The organism is Bartonella sp. TS82HLJMH (genome assembly GCF_042193495.1).
GTDB classification, from domain to species: Bacteria; Pseudomonadota; Alphaproteobacteria; order Rhizobiales; family Rhizobiaceae; genus Bartonella; species Bartonella grahamii.
This window is the reverse complement of record NZ_JBHILU010000011.1, coordinates 69,077-83,528: the sequence shown is the minus strand read 5'-3', so window position 1 is coordinate 83,528 and position 14,452 is coordinate 69,077. Positions and strand designations below refer to the sequence as shown.

The following is a 14,452-nucleotide window of genomic DNA, read 5'->3' as shown; positions in this document are numbered from 1 at the left end:
GTTACATTGGCAGCAATTGAAGGGCAAAATACCACAACACATCTCGGTCTTGTAGGCACCTATGGGCAGCTGTCGTTTACACCAAAGGACATGTCAGATGCAGGGAAGAGCACGCTGGATAAATGGTCACTGACAGCCTATGGCAGTATACAACACAACAGTGGTTTTACATCGATACACTCTTGTCCTATGGTATCCTAAAAGGGCATATCGCCAATGCTCTCAGAGGAAATACAGCAAAGTTGAACGATGCCAAAATGTTGAGTATCTCCACCACTGTTGGCAAAGAGTTTGCAACTAGAATGGAAGGTTTAACCTTCGAACCACAAGCACAAGTCGCCTATCAACATTTGATGTTTAACACCATTGAAGATGCTGATAATTTTACCGTTGATATGAACAATCCTTCTCAATGGTTAATCCGTGTTGGTGGACGTTTGACCAAAACCCTTTCCACTGAAAACAGCCGTCCTATGTCTTTCTATGGAAAAGTAAACTTGATCAAAACTTTTGGTGATGATGGTACCATTCATATTGGCAGAAACTTTGACCTTGATCCTATGGGACCTGCAATTGAAGGCGGCATTGGCATCAATGCACAGCTGTCTCACAATTTCTCCCTTCATGGTGATGTAAGCTATCAACAAAAGCTTCAGAAAACTGGTATAAGTGGTGCAAGCTTTTCAGGTGGAATACGCTATCAGTTTTAAGAAAAGACTTTAAAAATAGCCTATCATTCTATTCAATTTAACAAAAAGGCAGCACATTGTGCTGCCTTTTTGAATCTATGTAAGCTACTATTCTTATCTCCTGAAACTTTTTTCTTTTCTCCTCAATGATCTCCTTCCCTCCTATTTACACGAGCCGCGCGACATATTCATTATCGAATTTGTCTATAAAGCTAAGCAAAGTGTATTTTTAGACAATATTAAAGAAAACAACATTGGAAAAGATAATGATAAAAGAAGCTCTCTCTTCATACCTTTAATCTGTTTCTTCAATCCATTAGCTTAACACCACCTGTAAGGATTCATTTATATTTCCATGTAGCGTTTTTTAGGCAAAGCATTTTGACAATGCTTATCCTTCTCATTCCACACAATATATTGATAAATCAATATATTGTGTGGAATGAGAGTCCCGAATATCGTAGGATTCTCTCATTTAAAACCTATTCCATGTTGAAACAATCAAAATCATTCGCTTGCACGTTACAAACGAAGCTGATGTGTGGAGCAAAGTTATATAAGAAAAGCCTAAGAAGTCCTATAATGAACTGTCTCAAGAACCAAAGGCCTAGTCACAAACATTGGGGGCTAGCACAGTGTGTAGATAGACTTTCCCTTTTATTAAGTGTAAAGGTATCGGCTGCTCCTTCGTAAGCGTAAAGATGATGGGACTCTAAGCGTTATAGCATTCATAACCATAGTCGCGAAATGGGCGGTACGTCCTTAGAAAAATAAGCTTTGCTACCCTTAAGGAAAATTCTCTTTTAAGAAAGCCTATGAATAGCCCCCTCATCTCTTCTTCTTATAGCAGAGAAAATTTTCTGATCGTTTTGGTGAGTGCATAAAATAATATACCTTAACGCTATAAAGCTTTTATAACGATTATCCTTAATAGCCAATTTTAAATATCATACTTCATAGTGTTTTTAGCATAAGCTTGACCAAGCTAGGTCTTATGAAATCCATTTTTCCGGACTTTTTATGATCATGAAAAAAGCTTTTCTTAAGAAAAACTTCAAATCATAGAGAACACCATAAATATAACTCGTTTTGTTATTTACAATAAAAACATAATGATATAAAAACTGACCGGGTACTTGCGCCATCAGGGGAATGAAGTAAGCATCAAAGCATACCAAATACTAAAGGCATATCTATGTGTAAGAAATATATTTATAAGAAAAATTTTTTGTTATGTACAATTGCTGGAACTTTCATTTTTTCTCATTTTGCTCCAACTTATGCAAATAGACAACCTCCTGAAATTATTAGCGATTTTAAGCTGGAAAAAGGAGAAGAAAAAACTCTTAATAACGTTTTTATCCGCAATGGATTGAGCGCAGTGCACGCCTCTGAAAAAGCAATTGCCACAATTACGAACTCAACAATACATTCAGCTTCGTTTGCTTTTGCTGTATCACAAGGTGGACGTATTAATGCTAAAGAAGTAAAAGCCAATGCCCTGTATACTGGTCTATCGATTTCAAACGGTATCATTAACATTGAAGATTCATTCATAGAAAGCAAAAAACAATCCGGTATTGTTTTTCATAGCATTTTAGATGTTTTTGTGAAAGATGGTGAAGAAGTTATCAATAAGGCAATTCTTAACAATACAAAACTTCTTGTGAAAAATGGTGTCGGTATTTTAGGACCATCATCTTCAAAGTCTGTTGCCGAGGTTCAACTTAGAAATTCAGAAATTCGTTCTGATGTACTATTACAAAATAATGTAAAAAAGAAAACAGATTCAGATCCTCATCCTGTGACTTTTGTATTAACCGCCGATAATTCGATTATGGAAGGAAGAGCAAGAACCTTAGCAGTAAATACAACTGTTTTTAATTTAAACAACAATAGCAAATGGTATTTAAATGTAAGTCAATACGACATAAATCGTGATTTTAGTGCATTTAATTATGCACTCCATGATATTAAGCAACGAGCACTGTCTACCGTTTCAGTACTGAACTTTAATAATAGCTCTATTGTGTTTAACCCGCCACATGCGCTGGCAAAGAGTCAATATCAAACCTTAAGTGTAGGACAAACAATTGAGCTCCCTAATCCACACGAAAACAGGGACTCCGCTATAAAAACCGTTTATAATGCAGTAGGTAATGCAAGGATTTATTTCAATACAGAATGGAGTGATGGTTTAAAAAGAGAACAACAAAAAACGGACCGCCTTCTTGTCCATGGAGATGTATCAGGCACCACAACAATTAGTTTCAATAGTCTTTCAAAAGGTGAGCCATCAAAAGAAGAAGCTTCTATTCCCGCGAATATGCGTGGACTGTCGCTTATTCAAGTATCTGGAAGAACAGATGAAAATGCCTTCAAACTAGCAAATGGCTATGTCACAATGGACGGTTTGCCTTATAAATATGTCTTAAATGCCTATGGACCAACATCACGTCTTGGAAGAGCAGAAAGCACACAAAGCCATTTAGGAGAAGTAACTCAACAATCACAAGAAAAGTCCTCAAAAACCGACACGCTCCCCGTTGTATTAGGTGGAGTGGTTTTAAAAATTGAGAATAATATAAAAGGTGAATCAACACCAAATTCTGAGCAAATAGGGAACACACAAAACCATTTGAGAGAAAATCAGAATTTCTGGGATTTCCGCTTGCAAAGTGCAACGCTCGATGATGAAGGAAAGATCAGAGCTCTCGTTCCTCAAGTGGCAAGCTATTTGTCCATGCCTAACGCACTATTCTCAGCTGGACTGGCTGATGTAAACAATCAAAACACTTTACTGAACACAATACAAGAAACAGGCTTTGAGACAAAAGATCATAAAAATAAAGGAATCTTCTTCTCGACTTATGGCAATAAGATGACATTATCCTCTCACCGTACACCATTGCAATATGGCTATGGTGCCGATATTCACTATGCTGCTTTACAAGCAGGCTTTACATTAGTAGCTCTAGAAGATCAAAACATGACCACCAATTTTGGTCTTTTCGGGACATATGGGAAATTAGCTTTCACCCCAAAAGATATGGAAGGTGCTGACAAGAGTACACTCAATAAATGGTCAATTGCTGCATATAGTGGCCTGCGTCATAATAATGGTACATATATCCATGCTCTCTTTTCCTATGGAATGCTCAAGGGGGATATCACCACAGCTCTCATAGGAAAGACTGCAGAATTGAAAAACGCTGATACATTCAGTGCATCGGCGACCATTGGACAAAAGTTAAAAACCAGTACGAAAGGGTTGGTCTTTGAACCACAAGCACAAGTTGCTTATCAACGTCTCATGCTTGGCACACTCTCAGATGTCGATGGCTTTGATGTAGATATGGGAAATCCTCATCAATACTTAGTGCGTGTTGGTGGGCGCTTAACGCAAACGATGCTTTCTATTGAAAAAGGCAGTACTCTTTCTTTCTATGGTAAATTGAATATTGTTAAAGCTTTTTCTAACAATGGTACGATACAGATTGGTGAATCGTTCCGCCTTGATTCTATGGGAGCTGCCCTTGAAGGTGGACTTGGTGTAAATGCACAATTATCACAAAATATCGCCCTTCATGCTGATGTTAACTATCAACATAAGCTTCAAAAAACTGGTATATCTGGCGCAAGCTTTTCAAGCGGAATACGCTATCAGTTTTAAGAAAAGGCAAAAAACAATTTATAGTCTATTCATTTTTAATAAAAAAGCAGTACGAATGTACTGCTTTTTTTGCAATCTTTCGGAAAGAACCATTAATAACGGTTCTTTCTATACAGCTCTCCTGAAAGGATTAATTTCATTAAAACCAAATGCAATAAAATTCTTTATCTCTCAATGACTGTTGAAGTCTCAAGAGAGCTGCCTTTTTGATTTATAAAAATCGTTGTATATCGATAAAAAATACAAAATATTTTAGATTTTTTACATCAAAAAAATTCATCGTGAATAATTCTATATGCAAGAAAACCACCTGAAAGCTTTTGCAAGCGCGCAATAAATCTTCTCCAAAAACTTTGTAGAGTTTTCATAACAACAGCTTTAAGCAGTAAACATCCTTGCAAAATATTTTGATTCCTAGCACTTTAAAACAAAAATACTTATCAAGCTAAGTTTTCTGAAATCCATCTTTGCTGCATTGCGCTTTCTATTTTAAAAGCTCTTCTAAGACCAATTTTTAAACGATAAACAACAAAACATAATATTCGTTTTGTTATTTACAATAAAAACATAATGATATAAAAACTGACCGGGTACTTGCGCCATCAGGGGAATGAAGTAAGCATCAAAGCATACCAAATACTAAAGGCATATCTATGTGTAAGAAATATATTTATAAGAAAAATTTTTTGTTATGTACAATTGCTGGAACTTTCATTTTTTCTCATTTTGCTCCAACTTATGCAAATAGACAACCTCTTGAGATTCCTACGGTCCAAGTAGCTAATGGAGAAGAGAAGAGCCTTCATAATGTTTTTGTTCGTGGTAAGTATGATGCCGTGGTTGCTAAGAAAGGTCATATTACCATTACAAACTCAATAATGCACTCAGGCTTTACTTTGCTTTCTGCAACGTCAGGTGGTCAAATTAATGCCAAAGGAATTGTGGGAAAGGCAGAAGAGCATGGTTTGTCACTCACAAACGGCACAATCCATATTGAAGATTCAATATTAAACGTCATAGGCCACAACAAAGCCTATGGTATCAATTTTGGTTATATTCTGAGCTCTACAGTAAAAGAAGGAGAAGAGGTTGTAAACAAAGCAATCCTTAATAATACAAAACTTCTTGTAAACGACGGTGTAGGTATTTTCGGACCTTATTATCGCAAAACGAATGCAGTGTACCTTAAAAACTCAGAAATTCGTTCTGATATATTATTAAAAAATGAAGTCTCACCCTTCGTCGAGATTCAACCTACTGCTTTTACATTAGACGCTGATAATTCGATTATGGAAGGAAGAGCCAAAACGCTTCCTCAAAATACAACGGTTTTCACCCTAAACAATAACAGCAAGTGGCATTTAAAAATTAGTCTATTTGAATTGGAAAATAGTTTTAGCCTATTTGATTACAAGCTCCTTGATCTTAAGCAACGAGCACAATCAATCGTTTCAGTTCTAAACCTTAATAATAGCTCTATCATATTTAATGCGCCGCATAAACTAGCAGACAATCATTATCAAACCTTGCATGTAGGGAAACATCCACAAAAAGCAGAGCAAAACAGAAGCTCCGATGCAACAACGGTTTACAATGCATTGGGTAACGCAAGGATTTACTTTAATACCGAATGGAGTAATGGTCTTACAAAAGAACAACAAAGAACTGACCGTGTTCTCGTTCATGGTGATGTCTCAGGCACCACAACGATCTATTTCAACAATCTTTCAAAGCATGCAGAACCATTCGATGATGAAGAAGATTCAATTCCTTTGAATATGCGTGGGCTCTCACTTATTCAAGTTTCTGGGCAAGCAAATGAAGATTCCTTCAAACTTGCCCATGGCTACACCACAATGGAGGGCTTACCTTATAAATACATACTCAATGTTTATGGACCAACATCCAGCCGTGGGAAAGCCGATAGAACACAAAGTCATTTAAGCGGAATATCACAAGAATCAAAACAGAAAGATGCACAAAATACCAATGCATCACCCCTTGAAAAAGAAAATAACAGACAAACTCCCTTGGAAGAAAATGAGAATTTCTGGGATTTCCGCTTGCAAAGTGCGACTCTCGATGGTGAAGGAAAAATCAAAGCTCTTGTTCCTCAAATGGCAAGCTATTTGGTTATGCATAATGCAATATTTTCCTCTGGCTTGGCTGATGTAAACAATCAAAATACACTGTTAGATAATATGAACTCAACAGTTTTCGGATTAGAGAGTCATAAACAGAAAGGGATATTCTTATTGACTTATGGCAACAAGATGACGTTATCTTCCAGCCGTAGTCCATTGGAATATGGTTATGGTGCGGATGTTTGTTATGCTGCTATACAAGCAGGCATGACATTAGCAACGTTAGAAAATCAAAATATGACCGCGAATCTTGGTCTTTTAGGCATATATGGAAAGCTCGCTTTTGCACCAAAAGATATGGAAGGTTCTGACAAAAGCATACTGGATAAATGGTCCTTTACGGCATATGGGAACCTCCACCATGACAATGGTCTCTATGTTAATGCACTTTTCTCTTACGGCATTTTAAACGGACATATTACAACAGCCCTTATCGGCAACACCACAGAGTTAAACAATACGGATGCATTAAATATATCAGCTACCGTTGGACAAAAACTAGCAACTGGTGTTGAAGGAGTGTCCTTTGAACCACAAGCACAACTTATTTATCAACATATTGCATTTGGCACTCTTTCAGATATTGATGGCTTCCAGGTTAATATAAAGCCCCCTCATCAATGGTTAATCCGTATTGGAGGGCGTTTAACGAAAACAATGCTTCCCATTGAAAAAGATCGTGTTCTTTCTTTTTATGGTAAATTGAATGTCATCAAAGCTTTTAGTGAAAAGCGCACTATCGATGTTATTGAATCTTTCTACCTCGATTCTATGGGCTCTTCCCTTGAAGGTGGGCTTGGCATTAACGCGCAGCTTTCTAAAAATCTCGCACTTCATGCTGACATTAATTACCAACATAAACTTCAAAAAGCTGGTATCTCTGGAATTAATTTTTCCGGTGGAATGCGTTATCGCTTTTAGAAATCTTAGCTCTCTATTTTGACGCATAAGCAGCGCTGAGATGAAAACAGTGCTGCTTATATTTTACTACATTACAAAAATTGTAGTGTGTCAAAAGGTGGTTCATTTTTAGCAAAACAAAGAAAAATATCTTAAGGAACATCTTTATGCATAAGAATCTTTTATTATGTACAGCCGCTTGTGCTTTGTTTTTTTCTTCTTTTAATTTTACGTCTACCAGTACCGCTTCTGGCTTAAACCCTCAAACACGCCATACCATTGATTTAATAAACACACCAACACAAGCATCGAAAACGACTCTTAACACATCCGCAAAAGCTCATGTGAAATTACCCACAAAAGTTAAGAGAACCGCTACCGCTGATACCGAAAGCACCTCTAAACTTACAGATAATGAAGCAGCCGCAACTTCTGCTTCTCTTGATTTGGCAGAAAAAAGAACAGTTCTTACGCCACAAAAAGAAAGCTCTTTAGTTATGCCTATTGCGATGTTTTCTGTCGGTTTTTCTGATGTCAACAATCAAAATATCTCGTTAGACAATATGCAAATAACAATGTTTGAACCCAAAGATCATCCAGAGAGAGGGGTTTTCTTATCCACTTATGGCAATAAGAGCACCTTTTCTTCCAGCATTCAAGAAAAACAAGATGGTGTTCAAGCAGATATTCGCTATGCTGCATTGCAAGCAGGGGCAACATTAATAGCGCTACACGATCAAAATATCAGCAGCAATTTTGGTCTTTTCGGAACATATGGGAAATTGTCTTTTACTCCTAAAAACAAAGAAAGCTCTCATAAGAAAATGCTTGATAAATGGTCACTCACCGCATATGGAAATATTCAACATGACAGTGGCCTATATGCAAGTGGATTTCTCTCTTATGGAATTTTCAAAGAAAATAACACCACAGCTTTCATCAAACATACTTCAAAAGTAAATAATAGTAAAACATTAGGAGCCGCTGCAACTGTTGGTCACAAACTGTCAACTAGTTTGGAAGGTGTAATCCTAGAACCGCAAGCACAACTTGTTTATCAGCGTCTCATGCTTGGCTCTTTCTCAGATGACGATAACTCTAAAATAGACATAAGCAAACCTCATCAATGGTTGCTCCGTATTGGCGGACGTTTGACGCAAAACAAAGGCCATGCCCTTTCCTTCTACGGCAAACTGAACGCGATCAAAACTTTTAGTAAAAACCTTCCGCTTGCTGCTATGGGATCTTTAATCGAAGGTGGTTTTGGTATTCAGGCGCATTTATCTCAAAATATCGAGCTTCATAATGATCTCAGCTATCAACATAAATTCAAAAAAGATGGCATATCTGTAATAAATATTTCCGCTGGAATCCGCTATCATTTTTAAAAATACTTGTATTCCTATCTTGAAATATAAAGCGCTCTCATTATGTTTCATTTTGTCTCTCGCAAAAGAAACATAATGAGGTCAAAGTTTTATCTTTTATGAGAGGGGGAAATATTTAGGAATACATCTATATGAAAAAAAGTTTTTTACTATACACAGTTTCTGGAATTCTGTTTTGTTCTTCCACCAGCTTGTCTTATGCTCTTCATGATACGAATGCACAACCTACAATAGATCTCCCTTCTCCGCAACCCACTCATGCTGAGAATCCAATAGGTGAATCCAGAACTTCTAATCTATATTCAAATGCATCATCTCCGTATCCACCTTTAACATCTAGCACTACAAGAACGATCATAACCCCTCCTCCTACAAAGAGTGAATCTACAACGCCTACTTCTACGGGCACTCTACCTCCCACAACACAACTTGAAGGAAATTTAATTCGAAATACAATTTCTTCTTCAAAACAAAACTCTGATCTTAGCCAAGGAAGTACACAAACATCAAAGACTAAGGTGGCAAAAAGTGTACAATCTAACCCTACAGCCACACAAGATACTCTTACACAATCTCCAACGACAGAGATAGCTCCAACAGCAGGAATGGAAGTAAAATCTAGAAGACGTTCAGGTGTTTCCACTTCTTTTACAGACTCTTCCAGAAAAAAAATGCCCGAAAATTCTACTGTATCCTCACAGTCAGAACCTACACAGCCTTCACTGAATTTACAACCAACACTTATTACAAGAGCGGAACCTACAAAACCAACAATAGAGCTATCGCCAACGCTTAAAGAACCAGAACTCGCACAGCCAATATCTTTAAGACCAGAAACTGGAAAACCAGCATTACCGGTACCGCCAAAATCTGTAAAACCAGCGCCCGTACAATCTGCCTCTGCACAAAAAATATCTGAAAAATCAGAGCTTAAAAAACCAATATCACCAATAAAACAACCTGAAAAGTCTACACAAATTGAGGATATAAGCTCCGGAATTGAGGCTGAAAACGGTAAAACCATAACGCTACATAACAAAAAAATTCAAGACAATGGTTTTGCTGTACATGCAGAGGGCAATAATTCAAAAATCAACATGATAGGGGGAACTGTTGATGCGCGTTTTGTTGCACTAAGTGTATCAGATGGTGGAGAAATTGATGCTACAGGTATTACTGTAACAGCAGAAACAGTTGGTTTGCTAAACATAGAGGGAACAATCAAACTGAAAGATTCAAGCGTACATGTCACGGGCAATCATGAAGTGGACGGTATTATTTTCCGCGACAATCCGTATAATGCCCCTAGAAAACGATATACACGCAATGCTGAAAGGAATGCCAACGCCGTTCAAGAACAAGATGTAGCCAATATTGCCGATAAAGTAACTCTAGAGAATACAAAGATTTTCGTTGAACATGGTAGGGGTATCAACCTTTATGGAACAGGCATAAACGGTGAAGTCAGCCTTAAAAATTCAGAAATTCATGCCGATATTTTATTAAAAAATATAAAAAACGAAAATGCTTTCACAAACACCCTTACACTGGTTTCTAACCACTCTTCTTTAGAAGGTCGAGTAAGAACTTCTAAAGATAATAGAACTGTTTTTGATCTAAAAGAGGAGACGAAATGGCTTTTAAAGGCAAATAAAAACGCCCAAAATAATGATAATGTTTCAGATGACCATGTACAGTTTGGTGTTGATGAAAAATTATACTCTAACCTTTCTGGATTGCGCCTTACAGATAGTGTCATTATGTTTGACAAGCCAGTGGAGGGACATTACCAAACTCTGTTTATAGGACCTAATCTTCCAAAAGGAGAAGGAAGAGCTCATACAGAAGCGGTTTATAGTGCAACAGGTGTTGCAGAAATTTATGTAAATACTCAATGGAATAAACATTCTCCTATCACGGAGCAACAGACCGATCGCATTGTGATTAATGGTGATGTCTCAGGCCGTACTGTTGTTCACATCAATCTCCGAAAAACAGATAAAAAAACAACCGATAGCTCTGCTGTTTGGGGAGAACACATGGCGTCACTTCCTTTAGGGACACATGGGATTTCAATCATTCAAGTTTCCGGACAAGCAAACGAAAATTCCTTCACGTTAGCAGGAAACTATATGACAATAGAGAAGCAACCTTATAAGTATGTACTTACAGTCTATAAACCTGGAACATCTCATGAAAGCCAAAACCTTTTTGGTAAGAACAGTAATTTTTGGGATTTCCGCTTACAGAATGCCTACATTGATAAGGATAAAAAAGTTCGAGCACTTTTACCACAGGTAGCAAACTATTTAACCATATCTAATACTTTATTTTCTGCTGGATTTACTGATGTCAACAATCAAAACACGTTGTTAGACAATATGCGAACAACAGTATTTGGGGCAGAAGACAATAAAAAGGATGGCATCTTTTTTTCTTCCTACGGCGATAAAGTCACCTTATCTTCCAACCGCGATCCACTGCATTATGGTTATGGTGCTGATGTAAACTATACTGCTTTACAACTGGGTGTCATATTAGCCGCCTTGGAAGGCAAAGACATAAGCTCATATTTTGGTTTTTTAGGAACATACGGAAAACTTGCCTTTACGCCAAAAGAAATGCAAGATTCTGAAAAGACGACACTTGATAAATGGTCTCTTGCCGCTTACAGCGGCATCCAACATAGCAATGGTATATATGTAAACACACTTCTTTCTTACGGAAAGTTAAAAGGAAATATTACCACAGCTCTTGTTGGAAATGCCGCAAAACTGGATGGTACTGAGATGCTTAATATATCTGCAACCATTGGTCAGAAATTAGCGACCAATACAAAAGGATTGGTATTTGAACCACAAGCACAATTCATTTATCAAAATCTCAAGTTTGATATCTTCTCAGATGCCGATGGCTTAAAAGTTGACATGGGCAATCCGCATCAATGGTTGGTGCGTATTGGTGGACGTTTAACAAAAACTATAATGGCTGCTGAAGAAAGTAAGGCTGTTTCCTTCTATGGCAAAGTAAATGTTAGCAGAGCTTTTGGTGATGGTAAAACAATAAAAATTGCTGATACCTTTCATGTTGATCCTACCGGCTCTTCAGTTGAGGGAGGCATGGGGGTGAATGCATATTTTTCTCAAAATATCGTACTAAGCGCTGATATCAGCTATCGGCAAAAACTGCAAAAAGCCGGTGTATCTGGCACCAATTTGTCTGGCGGGATACGTTATCGTTTCTAAAGCAGAAGCTAATTTTAACTTAAATAAAAAAGCAGCACTTTGTGTTGCTTTTTTATTTAAACTTATATTTTTTTAAATTCTCAAAAAACATTATCACATTAAAGAAGATTTTGACTTATAATGTTTCTTTTGCATATTGAATAAAAAACTAAATACCATAGTATTCTCTCATCAAAACACCCCATGCATAAAGTTTTTATGCCTTACACCACACCTCAAACGATGATGTTTTTACAGCACAACAGAATAAGCATTCATGCGGATTTTAAAAAATTAGCCCCTTCTTCGCTGTGGACGTTCCATTTATTTTAGATGATCTGCATTTAATATACCTGCTATAAAAACTTGCTATCTGTTATAAATTCTTAAAGGCATATTTTTCCTCTAAAATCTCAATGCCACACCAACTCCACCATAAGATAAAACATTGATTTATAAAGAGTGTTCATTGTTTTGCATGTTAAATGAGAATCCAGAATAGCGTAAGATTCTTTCATTTCAGACCCGTTCCATGTTGAAGCAACCAAAACCATATCTCTTGCAAGTTACAAGCGGGAAGAGCCCTTGTGGATAAAAAACTATTAAGAAAGGATTAAAAATAGCTCTTATGAACCGTCTCAAGTACCAAGGGCTGTAGCAACACCTACGAGCTGGCAAATATAATGATGGTGTCTGCTTACACCTTTATGAAGCGTAAAGATAGTGGTGCTCTGTAAATTGTATACTTCATAGGGGCTTTACCCTTATACCATTCACGGACACCACCATGAAATAGGATTGGGTGCCTTAAGAGATGTTTCTTAAAAAAGCACGTGAATTAGCAACACAATGATGTTCTGTTTTACATGAGGGTCGTGCCCCCATTAAAGAACGAGAGAAACAGAAGCGTGAAATAATGCGTAATCTTCATCATTTAACAGATAGTGCTTTAGATGCTTTTGAAAGACATAAAGCTAAATTAAAGGATGGTGGTACAGAGGGAAGCTTATTTCTAGCCCTTTATTCTTTCCCAATAAGATCGCCTCCCTAAACTAAAAAATGATACCCCCTATTAACTCAGTCTGCAAACAATACTCTGTAAATAATCCCCCTTCTCTTAGTCCTCTCCCAGCTAGCTTCCCACAGCATGCAGTTCACATCACTACACCTTAAAAGACATTGTTTTAAGAACAGCGTTTTACAGTACAACAAATAATTTAAACACCCCAATGCGCTAAAACAAGTCTACTCACTAAACGCACTATTTATCCAAATAAACTGATCTACCTAATCATTGTCATCACTTAGGACAGCCAATATTCATCAGATTTGAATCATTCCTCTGTTTCTTTTACGCGTCCAGATAGTTGCATAGCTCTAGAAAGATCATTAACTGCATTTAAATGCGTTTGAAGCAATTCACTATTACGCTGTAATTTTTCTTGTAAATCAGACAACAAACTTTCAACCTCATGCTCAATATCTTGATTCATGTAGCGCTTTACATCGCTCATGGATTTATTAAGATCACGCAAACCACGTATTTTACATAAATTTATTTCTTCGTAATCTGGAACACCACTACTCTCTAGCATATTGCTTTCATAATCAACAACTTGAGCTAATCCTTTAACAGCAGCAACAAATTTTGTCATCGCCCAATCACGATCAATAAGATTATTGTCAAGAACTTTTGCTTTTGATGCAAAACTATCATCACCATATTGCACTACAGACATTTTTACTTCCCCTTCAACACTCTTGTTCAATCTTTCAAATGAGGGAGATTAAACAGGTTTTCTTCAATGCTGATACACTCAATAAAGCTCGTGGTGCAAACATTGCTCAAACAACAGCACGACAATCCCTCAAAGCGTATACCACTTCAACTTTCAACGCATTCTCTCAAAATTTTTCTTGCTTTGCTCCAAAACCATCATTGCAGCTATACTAATCCACCAAAACGCTATAAACTTAAGCCTTACGCAGCAATATCGAAAATTCCACACTTTCTCTGTCTATTTCGGTCTATTTTGCCTTACCGATTTTATCTTTTTTATCTTTGCCTATTTTATCACCAGCACGCTTTCAATAGAAAACAACAACGCTCCCCCGAGAACTTTGGTCATAAAAACTACCAGCCGACAAAAAACCGCAGCATATCAAAGACTTAAGCTCATTTTCAGCATTTTAACGATAGCAGCATCTTACCCTCCATAACCTTATGGCTTTCTCTGCACCTAAACTTGCATACCTTCTGGCACCCCATAAGATGGCACCCTACAAAATTAGTTTGCACCCATTCAAAAAGACACACCCCCCTCCTGCTTTTTCTGCACACATCCAGTATTCCGCATAAAAAACAAAAAGAATGCTCTTTTGAACAGATCAGCCATACAGAAATATTAAAAAAGACATCTTAAAATAGCTAAAC

5 protein-coding genes and 2 pseudogenes are annotated in these 14,452 nt (G+C 37.1%); 6 read left to right on the top strand and 1 reads right to left on the bottom strand.

Annotated elements, in window-relative coordinates; all coding sequences use genetic code 11:
* The 6 genes and pseudogenes from ACFIKO_RS06680 to ACFIKO_RS06650 all read left to right on the top strand — a co-directional run.
* Positions 1-710 (top strand): annotated as a pseudogene (locus ACFIKO_RS06680) (autotransporter domain-containing protein); the annotation flags it as partial.
* A 1,174-nt stretch (positions 711-1,884) separates the two neighbouring features.
* Positions 1,885-4,362, top strand: coding sequence for an autotransporter outer membrane beta-barrel domain-containing protein (locus ACFIKO_RS06675; protein ID WP_375673568.1), 2,478 nt, complete (start codon positions 1,885-1,887; stop codon positions 4,360-4,362).
* A gap of 653 nt (positions 4,363-5,015) precedes the next feature.
* Positions 5,016-7,427, top strand: coding sequence for an autotransporter outer membrane beta-barrel domain-containing protein (locus tag ACFIKO_RS06670; RefSeq protein ID WP_375673567.1), 2,412 nt, complete (start codon positions 5,016-5,018; stop codon positions 7,425-7,427).
* Positions 7,428-7,573: 146 nt separating this feature from the next.
* Positions 7,574-8,794 (top strand): autotransporter outer membrane beta-barrel domain-containing protein, encoded by a 1,221-nt coding sequence (locus ACFIKO_RS06665; RefSeq protein WP_375620449.1) that lies wholly within the window; start codon positions 7,574-7,576, stop codon positions 8,792-8,794.
* A 131-nt stretch (positions 8,795-8,925) separates the two neighbouring features.
* Positions 8,926-12,039 (top strand): autotransporter outer membrane beta-barrel domain-containing protein, encoded by a 3,114-nt coding sequence (locus ACFIKO_RS06655; RefSeq protein WP_404978566.1) that lies wholly within the window; start codon positions 8,926-8,928, stop codon positions 12,037-12,039.
* A gap of 735 nt (positions 12,040-12,774) precedes the next feature.
* A pseudogene (locus tag ACFIKO_RS06650) lies at positions 12,775-13,039 on the top strand (integrase); the annotation flags it as partial.
* Positions 13,040-13,352: 313 nt separating this feature from the next.
* Here the strand turns inward: ACFIKO_RS06650 and ACFIKO_RS06645 are convergent.
* Positions 13,353-13,757, bottom strand: coding sequence for a flagellar protein FlgN (locus ACFIKO_RS06645; protein WP_273788300.1), 405 nt, complete (start codon positions 13,755-13,757; stop codon positions 13,353-13,355).
* Positions 13,758-14,452: the final 695 nt, after the last annotated feature.